This is a genomic window from Paenibacillus lutimineralis, from assembly GCF_003991425.1.
GTDB lineage: Bacteria > Bacillota > Bacilli > Paenibacillales > Paenibacillaceae > Fontibacillus > Fontibacillus lutimineralis.
Map to the genome: position 1 here is coordinate 2714593 of NZ_CP034346.1, position 15854 is coordinate 2730446.

The 15854-nt window shown below is 47.3% G+C and carries 14 protein-coding genes and 1 riboswitch; of the genes, 11 read left to right on the forward strand and 3 right to left on the reverse strand.

The window, feature by feature from the left end; genetic code table 11:
* Window positions 1–23: 23 nt before the first annotated feature.
* Both EI981_RS11545 and EI981_RS11550 read left to right on the forward strand, forming a co-directional pair.
* Window positions 24–722 (forward strand): response regulator transcription factor, encoded by a 699-nt coding sequence (locus EI981_RS11545; protein ID WP_126998252.1) that lies wholly within the window; start codon window positions 24–26, stop codon window positions 720–722.
* Window positions 719–2176 (forward strand): sensor histidine kinase, encoded by a 1458-nt coding sequence (locus EI981_RS11550; protein ID WP_126998254.1) that lies wholly within the window; start codon window positions 719–721, stop codon window positions 2174–2176. Before EI981_RS11545 ends, EI981_RS11550 begins: the two co-directional genes overlap by 4 nt.
* 160 nt (window positions 2177–2336) lie before the next feature.
* Here EI981_RS11550 and EI981_RS11555 read toward each other — a convergent pair whose 3' ends face one another.
* Window positions 2337–3557, reverse strand: a complete 1221-nt coding sequence (locus EI981_RS11555) for a glucose-1-phosphate adenylyltransferase (RefSeq protein ID WP_126998256.1) — start codon at window positions 3555–3557, stop codon at window positions 2337–2339.
* A gap of 261 nt (window positions 3558–3818) precedes the next feature.
* On the opposite strand from EI981_RS11555, the gene glgB reads away from it, so the two are divergent.
* Entirely contained in the window at window positions 3819–5771 is a 1953-nt protein-coding gene (gene glgB, locus EI981_RS11560) for a 1,4-alpha-glucan branching protein GlgB (RefSeq protein WP_127004585.1), read from the forward strand.
* Window positions 5768–7201 (forward strand): glycogen synthase GlgA, encoded by a 1434-nt coding sequence (gene glgA, locus EI981_RS11565; RefSeq protein ID WP_126998258.1) that lies wholly within the window; start codon window positions 5768–5770, stop codon window positions 7199–7201. Before glgB ends, glgA begins: the two co-directional genes overlap by 4 nt.
* 68 nt (window positions 7202–7269) lie before the next feature.
* Here glgA and EI981_RS11570 read toward each other — a convergent pair whose 3' ends face one another.
* Window positions 7270–9015, reverse strand: coding sequence for an alpha-glycosidase (locus tag EI981_RS11570; RefSeq protein ID WP_126998260.1), 1746 nt, complete (start codon window positions 9013–9015; stop codon window positions 7270–7272).
* Between the two features lie 350 nt (window positions 9016–9365).
* Here EI981_RS11570 and EI981_RS11575 point away from each other — a divergent pair, with 350 nt between their 5' ends.
* The 4 genes from EI981_RS11575 to EI981_RS11590 all read left to right on the forward strand — a co-directional run bounded on the left by EI981_RS11575 (window position 9366) and on the right by EI981_RS11590 (window position 12756).
* On the forward strand, window positions 9366–10184 hold the full coding sequence (locus EI981_RS11575; RefSeq protein ID WP_126998262.1) for a transporter substrate-binding domain-containing protein: 819 nt from the start codon (window positions 9366–9368) through the stop codon (window positions 10182–10184).
* A 117-nt stretch (window positions 10185–10301) separates the two neighbouring features.
* On the forward strand, window positions 10302–10949 hold the full coding sequence (locus tag EI981_RS11580) for an amino acid ABC transporter permease (RefSeq protein ID WP_227011802.1): 648 nt from the start codon (window positions 10302–10304) through the stop codon (window positions 10947–10949).
* Complete coding sequence (locus EI981_RS11585) at window positions 10936–11658, forward strand: amino acid ABC transporter ATP-binding protein (RefSeq protein WP_126998264.1); 723 nt, start codon at window positions 10936–10938, stop codon at window positions 11656–11658. Before EI981_RS11580 ends, EI981_RS11585 begins: the two co-directional genes overlap by 14 nt.
* A 195-nt stretch (window positions 11659–11853) precedes the next feature.
* Window positions 11854–12065: riboswitch (cyclic di-AMP (ydaO/yuaA leader) on the forward strand.
* A 1-nt stretch (window position 12066) separates the two neighbouring features.
* Window positions 12067–12756: a 3D domain-containing protein gene (locus EI981_RS11590; protein ID WP_126998266.1), complete on the forward strand. Its 690-nt coding sequence runs from the start codon at window positions 12067–12069 to the stop codon at window positions 12754–12756.
* An 80-nt stretch (window positions 12757–12836) separates the two neighbouring features.
* Here EI981_RS11590 and EI981_RS11595 read toward each other — a convergent pair whose 3' ends face one another.
* Window positions 12837–13646 (reverse strand): polysaccharide deacetylase family protein, encoded by an 810-nt coding sequence (locus EI981_RS11595; protein ID WP_193556452.1) that lies wholly within the window; start codon window positions 13644–13646, stop codon window positions 12837–12839.
* 216 nt (window positions 13647–13862) lie between these two features.
* Here EI981_RS11595 and EI981_RS11600 point away from each other — a divergent pair, with 216 nt between their 5' ends.
* From EI981_RS11600 to lpdD, 3 genes are read left to right on the forward strand one after another with little or no spacing between them, the layout of a single operon-like run.
* The gene (locus EI981_RS11600) at window positions 13863–14558 is read left to right on the forward strand and encodes a dihydroorotate dehydrogenase electron transfer subunit (RefSeq protein WP_126998268.1); all 696 of its coding nucleotides are present in this window, start codon (window positions 13863–13865) and stop codon (window positions 14556–14558) included.
* Window positions 14555–15487 carry a dihydroorotate dehydrogenase gene (locus EI981_RS11605; RefSeq protein WP_126998270.1) on the forward strand — a complete coding sequence of 311 codons (933 nt, stop codon included), beginning with the start codon at window positions 14555–14557 and terminating at the stop codon, window positions 15485–15487. The genes EI981_RS11600 and EI981_RS11605 overlap by 4 nt, the downstream gene beginning before the upstream one ends.
* A gap of 33 nt (window positions 15488–15520) precedes the next feature.
* A complete protein-coding gene (lpdD, locus tag EI981_RS11610) occupies window positions 15521–15847 on the forward strand; it encodes a prenylated flavin chaperone LpdD (protein ID WP_126998272.1) in 327 nt (108 codons plus the stop codon).
* Window positions 15848–15854 lie beyond the last annotated feature (7 nt).

Below are 15854 nucleotides of genomic sequence, written 5' to 3' on the forward strand. Positions count from 1 at the left end.
ATGATAGAGGGAGGAGACGCGAAGTGAGCAAAGTTTTGATATTGGAAGATGAAGAATCGATCCGCAGTTTTATCGTGATTAACTTGAAGCGGAACGGCTTCGAAGTGTTGGAGGCTGGAGACGGGCACGAGGCGCTTGCGAAGCTGCAGAGCGTGCCGGATATCGATATTGCATTGCTTGATGTGATGGTTCCAGGTATCGATGGCTTTGAGGTGTGTCGCAGAATCCGTGAGACGAACGAGCGGATCGGGATTATTTTTCTGACAGCAAAAGTACAGGAACAGGATAAGGTTTATGCACTGTCCGTCGGAGCGGATGATCATGTAAGCAAGCCGTTCAGTCCGACAGAACTGATCGCCCGCATCCATTCCCTGCTGCGAAGAGTTAACGTATACCGGGAGAGCAGCACCAAAGTTACATTTACTTCCGGGCCATTCACGCTGGATCTGATCTCTAAGCAGTTCAAGCGTGGTGGCCAATTGATAGAACTAACACCAACCGAATTTTCACTGGTACAATATTTCCTGGAGAACGAGAACTCCCCGCTAAGCCGCGATCAATTGCTTGATCATGTGTGGGGAAAAGAATATATGGGCGATCCGAAAATTGTTGACGTCAATATCCGTCGGCTTCGCCAGAAGATCGAGAATAATCCTTCCGAGCCGATGTTCCTCCAGACTGTGTGGGGATTTGGCTATAAATGGAAGGGCGAGGGACAATGATCAAGAAGGGTATCGGACGACAAATCGTAATGCATTATTTTATCGTCGTATTCGTAACTCTGTTCATGGTTGAACTGATCTTCTCATTGGCCATTCGCATGTACTATTACGATACGATCTATAACCATATGTCGAACCATACGACATGGGCGTCCGATTATTTTCAGAAATTCGTAAAGCTGAATGCAGATAATGATCCGCATTATTTTACGGAAATGCTTGATGCCTTTGAATTGAAGGACACAGAGCTTCTGATTCTGAACCGGAAAGGCAATGTCAAGGCAAGCAGTAATCCGTTCCAGGATGAGAAGGCAATCCAGACGAGTGACGTGCTGCAGGCAGCTTCGGGTAGTGTCGGTAAATGGATCGGCAGGCAGCCGTCAACGGGGGAAATGGTCATGGCCGTATCCTCACCGCTTCAGGTACGAGGGGAGAATGCCTACATCGTCCGTTATGTAACTTCGCTTGAGGCGGTTAATTCCAAAATGATGAATCTAACCCTGCTATCCTCAGCGGTATGCGTTGCTGTACTGGCACTCGTTACCTTGTTCAGTATCGGGCTCGCTAATTCGATCGTGAAGCCGATCAATAACATAAGGGCTGTATCCGCCCAGTTAGCGAAGGGGAAATTCGATACGCGTATTGAGGGCGAGTATAGATATGAATTAGGCGAGTTGGCTTCCACGCTGAACTATATGGCTCAGGAGATCGTTCGCAGCAACCAGATCAAGGATGATTTTATCTCGTCCATCTCCCATGAACTTCGTACTCCATTAACGGGCATCAAGGGTTGGAGCGAGACACTAACCTCTGGCGGTTTCGATCCGGATGAGACGAAGATCGGAATGAATATTATCTCCAAGGAGACCGATCGGCTGATCGGACTGGTTGAAGAGATGCTGGACTTCTCCAAGCTGCAGCAGAACGAGATGAAGCTTGTGATCGGTCGTGTCAAGCTGCAGGAATTGCTGAAGGAGATTATGCTGAACGTATGGGCGAAGGCGGAGAAGAAGCAAATCCAGATCAAGCTTGATGATCAAATGGATAAGCCGATTACGGTTATCGGCGATGCCAATCGATTGAAGCAAGTCTTCCTGAATCTGGTTGATAATGCGATTAAGTTCTCGCATGAGAATAGCTGGATTCATCTCGTCATCAATCCAATCTCAGCCGAGCAGGTTCAGATCGAAGTTGTTGATAGCGGGATAGGAATCAGCGAGGAAAATCTGAGCAGAGTCCGAGATCGCTTCTTCCAGGTAAATCATCAAGGCGGCGGAACCGGGCTTGGACTGGCGATCAGCCAGCAGCTCGTTGAACTGCACCATGGTAAAATGGATATCCGTAGTGAGCTTGGTGCTGGTACCACTGTATCTGTCACTTTGCCGATGCCTATTCATGATCCTGAGAACCGGGACGAAGAGGTAGAGCAAATGAACAGTGAGGATCAGAATTAAATATGTTGTTACATCATGAAGGGACTCTCTAAGAATGCTGTACTTTAGAGAGTCCCTTTAATGTATGTTCAAAAGTTCGGTATTCAGCACCGAAGCTTATGCTCCCGATGTGCGTTTTTTCAAAAAAGCTCAGTTGGATGAAGCTAGGGTCTGGGGAGCGCTAAGAAGGCATGCCTTCTGCTCGAAGCCGCGGCGTCTTCTCATAGACTTCCATAAGCAGTCTTGTTGGCTGTGGAATAAGCGCAGGTTTGGCAGTAACGGTCTCGCCGGGACCGACAACCATAATATCGCCTAAGGCCCCTTTGATCATCGCGCCATCCTTAATGACCGCGCCTTCACCGATAATGGCCTTCTCGATCCAGACATTGCGGCCGATCTTGGCACCAGGCATAATGACGCTGTCTTTAATCTTGGTATATCGGCCGATACTCGCCTCACCAAACACAACGGATTGCTCAATCTGCCCTTCCAGTTCGCAACTATGATGTACCAGCGAGTTGCTGATTTGTGTATTACGGGACAGAAGGGACGGAGCACCTGGCAGTCCTTGGGTGAACATCGGCCAGGCCTTATTATTTGTTAGTTTCCAATCTGCGTTCTCGGCCAGTAAATCCATATGTGCTTCCCACAGACTTTGAACCGTGCCTACATCACGCCAATACCCCTTAAATTCATAGACATGCAGCGGCTCTTTGCCAGCCAGCATTTTCGGAATCAAATCTTTGCCAAAGTCATGGCTGCTTCCTACATCCTCTGCATCCTTGATCAAATGTTGCTTCAGAAAGTCCCAATTGAATAAATAAATCCCCATAGAGGCTAGATTGCTGGTCGGATGCTTTGGCTTCTCCGCGAACTCCGTAATTCTATTACGTTGGTCGGTGCACATTACCCCGAAGCGATGTGCTTCCTCCCATGGAACGGGCATGACGGAAATGGTCGCGGTTGCGTTCACAGACAAGTGATAATCAAGCAGCTTGCGGTAATCCATATGATAAATATGGTCGCCCGACAGAATCAGTACCTGATCCGGCTTGAATCGATCCACATACTCGATATTTTTGAATATTGCATCTGCTGTTCCGGCATACTCCTGCACACCGGCGTTATAAGATGGCAGTAGAGAAATACCGCCATGCTCATGCTTCGGGAGGTTCCATGCTTTACCTTCGCCAATATGTTCGTGAAGCGATTCTGCCTCGTATTGAGTAAGTACGCCAATGGTATCGATCCCTGAGTTGACGCAGTTGCTGAGAGGAAAATCGATGATCCGGTAATGGCCGCCGAACGGTACGGCGGGTTTAGCAAGTTTGGAAGTGATCGGGGATAATCTGCGACCTTCACCTCCAGCCAGCAGCATTGCAATACAATTTTTTTTATTCACTTCGTTTTTTCCCTCCCGTGTGGTTTGGACTGTGTTGTTCTTACATACACTAGATATGAATGATGTCGTTGAAATTAAAGGTATGGAAATTATCAGAAATTATTACAAAGAAATTTGTAAAAGAGCATTTTAACTTTCAATATCGGGAGTTAACACAAAAATTATGGATAAATACGTGGTTCAAGCGGTTCAGGCTGTTTATTAGCCTCTATAAAATTATTTGGAGAAGCAGGTGATTATACATTGTCCGAACGAACAGATATGATTTCCAAAGATGATATTTATTTATTTCATGAAGGAACACTGTACCGCAGCTATTTAACCCTAGGTTCGCATCTGGCAGTAGAGGACGGTCAGTCCGGTGTTCGATTTACCGTATGGGCGCCCCACGCGCGGCAAGTATCCATTGCCTCGGATTGGAACCGGTGGAGCGGGGAGAATGATTTATTATATAAGATACCCGATTCGGGATTTTGGACTCGTTTTTTTCCGGATGTAGAGGAAGGAATTTTTTACAAGTATGAAATTACTGGCCAAGATGGTGTCAAAAGTTTGAAGGCCGACCCGTATGCAACCTATGCGGAGGTTCGTCCAGCTACAGCGTCCATTGTCAAATCGATAACGGGCTACACATGGCATGATGAGAATTGGCAGCGTAGCCGCAGAGCGTTGTACCACAGGCCGCTGAACATATATGAACTGCATTTCGGAACATGGCGGCAAAGGAAGGACGGCAGTTTCTATACATACCGTGAGATGACAGACATCCTAATTCCTTATGTTGTAAAAATGGGGTATACGCATATCGAGTTAATGCCACTGGCCGAGTATCCTTATGACCTATCCTGGGGATATCAGATAACTGGCTATTATGCTCCAACAAGCCGTTATGGCAAACCTGAGGACTTGATGTACTTCGTGGATCGCTGCCATCAGGCTGAGATCGGTGTCTTGCTCGATTGGGTGCCGGGTCATTTCACTAAGGATGCGCACGGTCTACGGCGGTTCGACGGTACGGCTCTGTTCGAATATGAGGACGAGGCCAAAGCCGAAAAGACAGGATGGGGGACGCTGAGCTTCGATTTCGGCAAGCCGGAGGTCAGATCCTTTCTTATATCGAATGCTTTGTTCTGGATGGATATGTATCACTTCGACGGCCTGCGGGTCGATGCTGTAACCAGTATGCTGCGCCTAGATTTTGAGAAGCCGTCGGGCCAGCATCCTCTGAATGAGTTCGGGAGTGTGGAGAATCTGGAGGCGATTGAATTCCTGAAGCAGTTAAACCAGGTCATCTTCAAGTATTACCCCTATGCTTTGATGATGGCGGAGGAATCCAGCTCCTGGCCCGGGGTTACAGACCCCGTGGATATAGGCGGGCTTGGCTTCAATTATAAATGGAATATGGGCTGGATGAACGATACGCTCGGTTATATGGAAACTGACTTTGAAGAGCGGCCAAAGAATCATCATTTGCTTACTTTTCCGATCTGGTATGCCTTTACGGATAATTACACACTGCCCTTATCTCATGATGAGGTGGTGCATGGCAAGAAGTCCTTGCTTAGTAAAATGCCAGGAAGCTATGAGCAGAAGTTCGCCGGGTTACGAATATTGCTCGGTTATCTGATGACATCGCCGGGGAAGAAGCTGCTGTTCATGGGCGCGGAATTCGGTCAGTTCATTGAATGGAGAGATCAGGCAGAGCTGGACTGGCTGCTGTTGGATTACGAAATGCATCGCAAAATGCTGGAATATACCCGCTCGTTGAATCATTTCTATTTAAGAGAGCCTGCCTTGTGGGAGAATGATCATAACGGTAGCGGTTATCAGTGGATTAATCCGCATGATCGTACGCAAAGCGTCATCTGCTACTTGCGCAAGGGCAAGCGGATCGAGGACACGCTGCTTATCGTTATTAACTTTCAACCTGTTGAACGGGAGCATTATCAAATCGGTGTACCACAATATGGAGCATACGTAGAGATGTTCAACAGCAATTTGAAGGCTTATGGCGGCGCAGAACAGATTCGCATTGCCCCGCTGCATAGTGAGCCGAAGCGTTGGCATGATTGCCCGTATAGCTTGGAACTGGCGCTTCCACCGCTTAGCTTCATCGTTCTGAAGCCAGCGATTAGAACCGGGCGGAGGGTGAGACCTCGCTTATCGAAGAAGACCAAACCAGGCACTAAATCACCAAGGAGGAAGCATATATGAAAATATTGTTCACTGCTGCCGAGGTCGTCCCTTTCATTAAGACAGGTGGATTGGCTGATGTGATCGGTGCACTCCCAAAGGCGCTGCAAGAGGCAGGTCATGATGTGAGAGTTGTGCTACCTAAATATAAGGACATCCCGTCCTGCTTTACAGACCAGATGACGCATCTGGGTGCGATGGAAGTGCCTGTCGGATGGCGCAGGCAGTATGGCGGCATCGAGTATTTAATTCATGAAGGAATGCCTGTATATTTTATCGATAATGAATATTACTTCAGCCGGGATGGTGTCTACGGTTACCCGGATGATGGAGAACGCTTCGCCTTTCTGAACCGGGCCGTGCTTGATATGCTTCCGCTGATTGAATTTTTGCCAGATATTCTCCATTGTCATGATTGGCATACAGCGATGATTCCGCTGCTTCTTAAGGAGCATTATCAGACCAATAAGGCTTATGGTTACATCCGTACTGTATATACAATCCACAATTTGCTGTACCAGGGCATCTTCCCACGGGAAGTGCTAGGCGATTTACTTGGTTTGCCGGAGTATTATTTTACGGCGGACGCGGTCGAATATTATGGCAATGTGAGCTTTATGAAAGCAGGACTAGTATTTGCCGATCATGTTACGACGGTGAGCCCTACCTATGCTGCAGAAATCCGCACCCCTTACTATGGCTATGGAATGGAAGGATTACTGCGTTCGCTTGGGGATCGCTTGTCAGGGATTGTAAATGGTATTGATGCGAAGCTGTATAATCCGTTGACGGATGAGGATATATACGTCAAATACCGCAGCAGCCTGGCGAAGAAAAGGCAAAATAAGCTGGCGCTGCAGCAGGAATTGGGACTTCCTGAGCAAGCATCCATCCCGCTGATCGGCATGGTGACACGGTTGGTTGAGCCGAAGGGCCTTGATTTAATGACGCGTATTCTGGATGAATGGCTTAACGAGGACGATGTTCAGTTCGTATTACTTGGTACCGGGGATAACAGCTATGAGGAATGGTTCAGGGAAGCGGCCCGGCGCTATCCCCAGAAGCTATCAGCGCAGATTCTGTTCAGCGATCGGCTATCACGCCGGATTTATGCTGGCAGCGATCTGTTTCTGATGCCTTCACGCTTTGAACCCTGTGGAATCAGCCAGCTATTGGCCTTACGCTATGGAAGCATTCCCGTCGTGCGGGAGACGGGAGGGCTCAATGATACAGTGCATGCCTACAACGAATATACGGAGGAGGGGAACGGATTTACCTTTCATGACTTCAATGCTCATGATCTGTTATACACGCTGCGCAGAGCTGTTTCCTTCTATGAACAAGCGGAAATTTGGGAGAGTCTCGTCAAGACAGCGATGTCCGGAGACTATAGTTGGCAGCAATCGGCAAGACAGTATAGCGAAATTTACGCAAGGCTTAAGACTGTATAAAGAAAAGCCGGGACTGGTGAGATCCGCTCGATATGGATCGGTCTACCAGATTACCGGCTTGTTGATGTTCATTTGATGTGTCGGTACAGAATACGGAAGCCATACGGGTCCAGGCTGATGTTCATTGTGCCCGAGTCGGGAGCAACTCTCTCGCCGGTTAAGGCATCCTGCCAATCGCTTGTCTGAATCGGATGCGATAGCACGCACGCTTTATCCGTATTATTCATCCAGACTGTGAAGTGCATACTCTGATCCAGTCGCTCATAAATGATGCAGGGATTGCCGCTTTTGGCTTGTAGAAAGCGAAAGCGCCCCTGTCTAAGCACGACATGTTTCTTGCGCAAGGCGATCATCATTTTATAGAAATCGAGCAACTCACGGTCTTGCTTCAGAGGGTCCCACTCCATACATTTACGGCAATCAGGATCCGTATTCCCTGTTAAGCCGATCTCATCACCATAGAAGATGCAAGGTGTGCCGATATAAGTGAACAAGAAGACGACGCAGAGCTTAAGCTTTCTTTTGTCTCCGCCAACCCGGGTCAAAAGCCGCGGGGTATCATGTGTACAGAGCATATTGAAGATCACTTCGTTCGTCTGTTGGGGATACCGCATAACGAGTGAACCCATCTCATTTGAGAAGTTATAGCCATCCATTCCACCGCAGAAAAATTCAAGTACCTTGTCGGCAAATGGATAGTTCATGACGGAATCGAATTGATCGCCCAGCAGCCAGTTCAGTGAATCGCTCCATACTTCTCCGATAATATAAGCCTCCGGATTTACCCTTTTCACGACATTACGGAAATCACGCCAGAAATGGTGATCGATCTCATTGGCGACATCGAGCCTCCAGCCATCAAGCTTAATCTCCCTGATCCAATATTCGGCTACACCTAGCAGATACTCCTTCACTTCGGGATTAGCCGTATTAAATTTGGGCATATTCCCGAAGAAACCGAAGGTATCATAGGTGGGAACTCCGTCCTTAATCTTCACTGGGAACTCATTGATATGGAACCAGCCCGCATATTTGGAGTTTTGCCCATGCTTCAATACATCCTGGAACGGAGGGAATTGCTCGCCACAATGATTGAAGACTGCATCGAGTACAACGCGAATTCCACGTTCGTGGCAGGCCACGGCGACCTTTTTAAGCAGAGCGTTATCACCGAAATGAGGATCCACCTGCCGATAGTCTGTCGTATCGTACTTATGATAGGATGGCGAAGTGAATAAAGGCGTGAAATAAATCGCATTGATTCCCAAATCGACGAGATGATTTAGATGATCCAATACCCCTTGTAAATCCCCACCAAAGAAATTATCGAATTTTGGGGGGCTTCCCCACTTTTCTACAGGCTTCGAATCATTATCTGGATTCCCGTTAGCGAACCGTTCCGGCATAATCTGATAGAACACAGCTTCCTTGGCCCATTCCGGCACTTTGAATACGTCAATCTCATGAATATAGGAGTATTCGAAGCATTCTCCCGGAGGGGAGGGGGGATCATGCTGTAATCCGGAATCGAGCATATAAATCGTCTCAGTACCAGCAACGAGCTTGAAGGCATAGGATAAGCGCTTGTAGCGGGGGCGGACGTCGACCTCCCAGTAGTCGAACATGCGATCATGAGCTGCCTTCTCCATGGGATATTCCTGATAAGTACCGGCCCAATTATATTTATCCCCAGTCATGGCAATGACCTGTTCGAGGTCATCACGCTTTGTTCTAATCCGCAGATGAATCGTTGAATTATCGTAGGCATAGGCCCATTTGTCTCGTGGAACATGATATAGAGCTTCCAGCAGCATAAGGTTCAACTCCTTTGTCCTATTATGTCCAAGCTCCTTGGAATTGAATAAAAGAGATGAAATAAAATAAGCTGACTTATAAATATTCACTAACGTTTTAACGCGACACAGCATATGAACGTGATTTTATACACTTAGAAATCGCTTTTATGGAATAATCAGGGTTAATTATTGTGATATTGTTAATATCATCAGCTCAGTTTAATTAACCATAGATAAATTAATATCAGAACTTAGATAAGAATCTGTGAATAAATGATGAAGTATCATATTTTACCTTTGCATATATATGCATTATGTTTTATAATTGGCCAAGTAATCAAAGAAAGCACATGACAGGAGAGAGAGAAATGAAAAAGTGGGGAACATTAGTTATAGCTCTATTGATGGTAACCAGCTTGCTTGCAGCATGCGGACAAAATAAAAATAATGACGGGAGCGCGCAAGGTGCAGGGAGCAACGCCAGCAACGCTGGTAAGAAGATTATAACGCTCGGCACTAGCGCGGACTACGCTCCATATGAGTTCCATATTAAAAATGATCAAGGACAAGATGAAATTGTCGGCTTCGATATTGAGATCGCCAAGGAGATTGCCAAGGAACAGGGCGCTGAGCTGCAAATCAAAGATTTGCAATTCGATTCTCTGATGAATGAATTGAACAGCGGACGGATTGATCTCGCTATTTCCGGTTTGAGTCCAACCCCTGATCGTCAGAAGGAAGTAGATATGTCGAAGATTTACTTCACGGCTACACAGGCTGTCGTTACTCGTTCCGGAGAAGAAGGCAACTACAAGACGATGGATGCATTGGTAGGCAAGAAGATCGGTGTCCAGAAGAGTTCGATCCAGGAGGATATCGCCAAGACGATCAAGGATGCCAAGATTACTTCCCTGGGTAAAACTCAAGATATTATGATGCAGCTAAAAACAGGCCGTGTAGACGTAGCGATTATTGAGGGCCCTGTGGCTGAATCGTATGTAAGTAATATCGAAGGTCTGACGATTTCCGAAGCTCAGCCGCCGGTAGAGGATGATGGATACATCGTCGCTGTAAAGAAAGGCAATAAGGAGCTTCTTGATAAGGTTAATGCTACTTTGACTCGTCTCATGGAAGATGGAAGTATCGATAAGTTTATTGTTGAGGCCAGTGAATTGGCTGAGAAATAGGCGTTGCATCTTTAAGGAATTGCTCTAGAAAATAGCGGAGAAGCTTCGCTATTTTCTGCTTTTTAGCAAGTTTTCTGATGAAATTGGAGGAATGATCTGGTTATGAAGTTTTTTACGATGTTTTGGGATTACCGCGATTACTTCTTCACCGGTGTGCAGTATACGCTCTTGCTGGCTGCGATCGGTGTCATCTGCGGTTTTATTCTCGGGCTTGTGGTTGCCTTGGTGCGGATGTCGCCCTTAAAAATCGTCCGTTTCATCGGCCACGCTTGGGTGGAGTTCCTGCGTGGAACGCCGATGATGGTACAACTGTTGATTATTCATTACGGCTTCTCGCAATTATTCGGCGTTAATTTTACTCCGATTCAATCGGGTGCGATTACATTGTCAATCAATAGCTCGGCTTATTTGGCGGAAATCTTCCGTGCAGGTATTCAAGGTGTAGACCGTGGACAAGGGGAGGCGGCGCGATCGCTCGGGATGTCGCAGGGAATGTCGCTGCGCTTCATCATTATTCCGCAGGCGATAAAATCGGTGCTTCCGGCCATCGGCAATGAATTCATAACGATTATAAAAGAGTCCTCTATCGTCTCCATTATCGGTGTGACCGAGTTGATCTTCCAATCCGGCTCAGTCGTTGGCATTACGTATAACGGGATGACACCGTATCTGATCGTTGCAGTGATTTACTTTATTCTGACATTCACACTATCTCGGGTTTTAGGTGTGTTCGAAAGGAAGTTGAAGGCCAGTGATAACCGTTAAAAATTTGCATAAAAAATTCGGCCATCTCCACATTTTGAAGGGGATAGACCTTGAGATCTCGCAAGGGGAGGTTGTCGTTGTAATCGGTCCGAGCGGATCGGGGAAAAGTACGTTCCTGCGTTGTCTTAACATGCTGGAGACCCCATCTGAAGGAGAGATTCTGTTCGAAGGCGAATCGATTACTGCACGTGGGCATAACATTAATATGACTCGTCAGAAGATGGGGATGGTGTTCCAGCAGTTTAACCTGTTTCCACATAAGACGGTGCTCGACAACATCACACTTGCGCCTATACGCGTGAAGAAGATGGAGAAGAACAAGGCAGAAGCCGTAGCGATGGATCTGTTGCAGACCGTCGGTCTACAGGATAAGCGGGATGCCTATCCTTCGCAATTGTCTGGTGGACAGAAGCAGCGGATTGCGATTGCCAGAGCGCTGGCTATGGAGCCGCATGTGATGCTGTTCGATGAACCGACCTCCGCGCTTGACCCCGAAATGGTCGGAGAGGTGCTCGATGTCATGAAGAAGCTGGCCGACAAAGGAATGACGATGGTGATCGTTACGCATGAAATGGGCTTTGCCCGCGAGGTTGGCGATCGCATCATCTTTATGGATCAGGGTCAGGTACTGGAGCAAGGCTCGCCACAGCAGGTATTTGGTGCGCCTAAGGAGCAGCGGACGAAGGAATTCCTGAGCAAAGTACTCTAACTTTCTTATAACCATATCGATTTGTTTGACACCGCACACTGTTTCCAGTGCGCGGTGTTTTTGCTATGAGTACCGATTTTATAGCATACATATTACTCGATCTTGTCATTATTAATCTTAAAAAATACCGTGTCATATCAGGCTTTGTGCGCAAATGGTAACAATTACATGAGCTATTGGTTACAAAGTTGTGATATATTCAATGAGCCGAAACTTACTAGAACAAGTGCGGGGGACGATTTAACGAAAGGCTGATTTGGAATTGAGTCATGACAAATTGGCTATCTTGGGGTGAAGCGTGGTTGAAATAGTAACAAAAATTTAACTATTGTTACTATTCTTGCGTAGGGAAACTTCCTTTTCCCGAATCCGACAACTAACTCCGCAGGCGCATAAAAGGAGGACAACATGAAGAAACAACATACATGGACATTCAAGCGTATTATGAAGACAGCATTTATTTCTGCTGGATTATTTGGAGCGATGACATCCGTTCCTGCGCTGGCTGACTCGTTACATACAGCGAAGGAAGGAGATACATTCTATACACTGTCGAAGCAGTATGGAGTGCCTATGGATAAGCTGATGACAGCGAATCCTTCCGTCAAGGCAACGAATATATATGAAGGTCTTAGCATCACAATCCCTGATGATAAGAGCAATACGATGTCTGCTCTGGAAGTGAAGACCGAGTCTACGGGCAACGCAGCTATTTTACCTACGCTCAGCGTATTTGCCGATCAGAAGGTGGTAGAGGCTTGGGGCAAGAGCTTTAATTATTCCAAGACAATGAATGTAAAGGCGACAGCTTATTCTTCTGCACCAAGCGAGAATGGTGGATACGGGGCTGTAGATTATTATGGCAATGCGCTTAAACTTGGAACGATTGCAGTTGACCCGAAAATCATTCCTCTCGGTACTAAGGTACTTGTAACCGGCCATGATCATGAAGGTCTGCCTAAGAAAGCATTTGTAGCGACAGCAACGGATATTGGTGGCGCCATTAAGGGCAACCGAATTGATATTTTCATTCCAGGCAGCACCTCATTTGTGAATCAGTTTGGCTACCAGGATGTTAAGTTATTTGTATTGAAATAGTAAACTAATAGATTAATAGTGCGTGAATTATTATAGGGCCGTACCGGACAGCTAGCTGTTCCGGTGGGGCCCTATTACTGTTACAATTTATTTTTCTTGGTTTGCAGCATATCGGCTACATTAACGAATTGATACCCTTTGGATTTGAGCTGCTCAATAATCTCAGGAAGAGCTTCGATCGTGCCGCTCAGGTTGGAGCCCGAGCCGCCTCCAGCATGCTGGAGAACGATCGATCCGGGGCCAACCGTCTCAAGCACATTCTGTTTGACCTCATTCTTGTCGAGCCCCTTCCAATCCAGGGAATCGACGTTCCAATTCACAACTCTATAGCTATGCCGCTTTGCCCAACGAACCTGGGCTTCATTAATATCACCGTATGGAGGCCGAATCAACTTCGGACGATAGCCAACGATATTCTGAATCACCTTCTCAGTTCGCAATATTTCGGATTGGAATTCCTGCATCGAGTGCTTCTTGAATTGATTGTGAGTATAGGAGTGGTTGCCGATAATATGACCATCAAGGTGGATTTTCCGAACGAGATCAGGATGTTTCTTTGCCCGGCTGCCAACGACGAAGAATGTAGCTTTGACACCTTCACGCTTCAGTATTTTCAGCACTTGTGGCGTGAATCGGGGGTCTGGCACATCGTCGAACGTAAGGGCGACCTGCTTCACCCGGGGACCACGGAATACAAAAGTCTCGGAATACTTACGCTGCAGCTCGGCTAGATTAAGCGGCTTTTCACTGGTCTCAGTGGATGTAGGTGCCGTGTCCTCCGTACCCGGTGCACCCGGTGACGACCGTTTGGCTTCAATGCTTCCAGAGCTTGGAAACAACATGAGCAGGATGGTACAGACGATCATCCAGTGTTTGAGTTTTGTGGACATAGCATTACCTCTTCTCCAAAATAAATGTCATGATCTGGTATGCCCATTATTATTGAAAAATATGAGGGAATGATTAATTTTTAGGGTAAGCGCTTTACTCGGGTCTCAAAAAGTATTGAAGTGATGTTTGTCACAGACTGATTGATAAGAAAAATTGCATCTTTAGATGAAGTGCATAAAATCAAGCAGGCGTCTATAGAAAGGGGACTGAACAATTTGACGGAAGTCATATCCAATGAGGAAGTAGCACCAGGAGTTTTTCGTCTGGCCGTTGCTGGTCAATTCGACGGTAAGATGGGCCAGTTTTACATGATTCGCGCATGGGACAATTATCCGCTGCTGTCCAGGCCGCTGAGTATTTTCGATATTACGCCTGGACGGATTGAATTTCTTTATCTCGTCGTCGGTGAGGGAACGACCGCATTCTCAAAATTGAAGCAAGGAGATCAGGTGAAGCTGGATGGTCCGTTCGGGAATGGATTTGAAGCTCCGGAAGGCAAGACGGCATTTATTGGCGGGGGAATCGGGATTGCCCCGTTTTATTATGCCCTGCGCCAGGTTCCGAGTGCCGATGTGTATCTCGGCTTCAGTCGCGAGCCTTATATGGTGGAAGAATTCCGCGCAGCGTCGGCTGGACAGACACATGTCAATGTGGGCGGTGTGATTCTCGATGATCTCGATTTTGAAGATTATGATACGATCATTGCCTGCGGACCGCATCCGATGCTGCACGCTGTGCAGCGCAAGCAACAAGCATCATCCGGACGCGCTAAAGTATATGTATCGCTTGAGAACCGGATGGCTTGCGGAGTTGGAGCCTGTCTGGTATGCAGTGTGAAATGTAAAGACAAACGGAAGAAGGCATGTACGGATGGTCCTGTATTTCCGGCAGAGGAGGTTGTATTTGAATGATCGATTTGTCATGTTCTTTCGGTAAGCTGACTTTTAAGAATCCCATCGTCATGGCCTCCGGTACTTTCGGATTTGGACAGGAGTATGGGGCTATCTATGATGTGAATCGCCTTGGTGGAATTTCTGGCAAAGGGCTGACTCTGCATCCGAAGGCCGGCAATGATGGAATAAGAGTCTATGAGACACCGTCCGGATTGCTGAACAGTGTCGGTCTGGAGAATCCGGGAGTCGAAGCCTTCCTACGTGAAGAGTGTCCGCGCTGGGAGCAGCTCGATCTGGTTCGCATCGTGAATCTGGGTGGGAATACGATCCAGGACTATGTGGAGGGAGCTGAACTGATCGAAGCGGATGCGAAGCGAAGGGAGCTTGGTGGTAACCCGGCTGTCGAGATGATCGAACTCAACATTTCCTGTCCAAATGTCAAAGCGGGTGGGATGGCTTATGGCATCCAGACGGAGACGGCACGTGAGGTCGTCAGGAAGGTACGTGCTGCGACTTCGCTGCCGCTGGTCATCAAATTGTCCCCGAACGCGGAGGATATTGTCGGCATGGCTGTCATGTGTGAGCAGGAAGGGGCAGATGGTGTATCCCTCGTGAATACTTTCTCGGCGATGAAGATCGATATATACAAACGCGGCAGCGTATTCAACAATCTCTATGCCGGTTTATCTGGACCTGCGATCAAGCCGATCGCTCTGCGCATGGTGCATCAGGTGAGCAAGGCTGTATCGATCCCGGTGATGGGAATGGGCGGAATTTGCAGCGGAACAGATATTATCGAATTCATTATGGCCGGTGCGGCAGTTACTCAGGTTGGAACCTATAACTTCATGAATTTGCGGGCTGGAGAGGACTTGCTTGATCAAGTGGAGCAATTCATGATCGCTGAGAACATTTCCACCTTGGACGAAATCCGTGGCATCCTATAAAATGGGGGAAGGATGTTCATAGGGGGTTGGAAAATGGCGTTTGAAGACATTAAATTGCAGGCCGTTCCCATAGGGCGCGATCTAGTGATCTTGGTTACCGGTGGGGTCGAACATATAGGGGCTGCTTCAACGGCTTATTGGAATGGTGAAAATATAGAGGTTGAGACCTCCGCAGTACCGGGGCATAAAGAACATGTCTTGACTGTCAATATGGCAAGGGAGGCAGCCCGGAGATTGAAATGTACCGTGACCGTCGTCATGGGCATTCATTATGATCACTTAAGCAAGGCTGAAATTGCCGAAGTGTCGGATCGTACGGAAGCTGTGTTGGGCGATTATCTCAGCTCCTGTTCCGTATAGGAAGGGG

Excerpts from the sequence above, each read along its gene's own strand:
- EI981_RS11550 (WP_126998254.1), top strand. The coding sequence starts at position 719 with ATGATCAAGAAGGGTATCGGACGACAAATCGTAATGCATTATTTTATC.
- glgB (WP_127004585.1), top strand. The coding sequence starts at position 3,819 with ATGATTTCCAAAGATGATATTTATTTATTTCATGAAGGAACACTGTAC.
- glgA (WP_126998258.1), top strand. The coding sequence starts at position 5,768 with ATGAAAATATTGTTCACTGCTGCCGAGGTCGTCCCTTTCATTAAGACA.
- EI981_RS11570 (WP_126998260.1), bottom strand. The coding sequence starts at position 9,015 with ATGCTGCTGGAAGCTCTATATCATGTTCCACGAGACAAATGGGCCTAT.
- EI981_RS11575 (WP_126998262.1), top strand. The coding sequence starts at position 9,366 with ATGAAAAAGTGGGGAACATTAGTTATAGCTCTATTGATGGTAACCAGC.
- EI981_RS11580 (WP_227011802.1), top strand. The coding sequence starts at position 10,302 with ATGTTTTGGGATTACCGCGATTACTTCTTCACCGGTGTGCAGTATACG.
- EI981_RS11590 (WP_126998266.1), top strand. The coding sequence starts at position 12,067 with ATGAAGAAACAACATACATGGACATTCAAGCGTATTATGAAGACAGCA.
- EI981_RS11595 (WP_193556452.1), bottom strand. The coding sequence starts at position 13,646 with ATGTCCACAAAACTCAAACACTGGATGATCGTCTGTACCATCCTGCTC.
- EI981_RS11605 (WP_126998270.1), top strand. The coding sequence starts at position 14,555 with ATGATCGATTTGTCATGTTCTTTCGGTAAGCTGACTTTTAAGAATCCC.
- lpdD (WP_126998272.1), top strand. The coding sequence starts at position 15,521 with ATGGCGTTTGAAGACATTAAATTGCAGGCCGTTCCCATAGGGCGCGAT.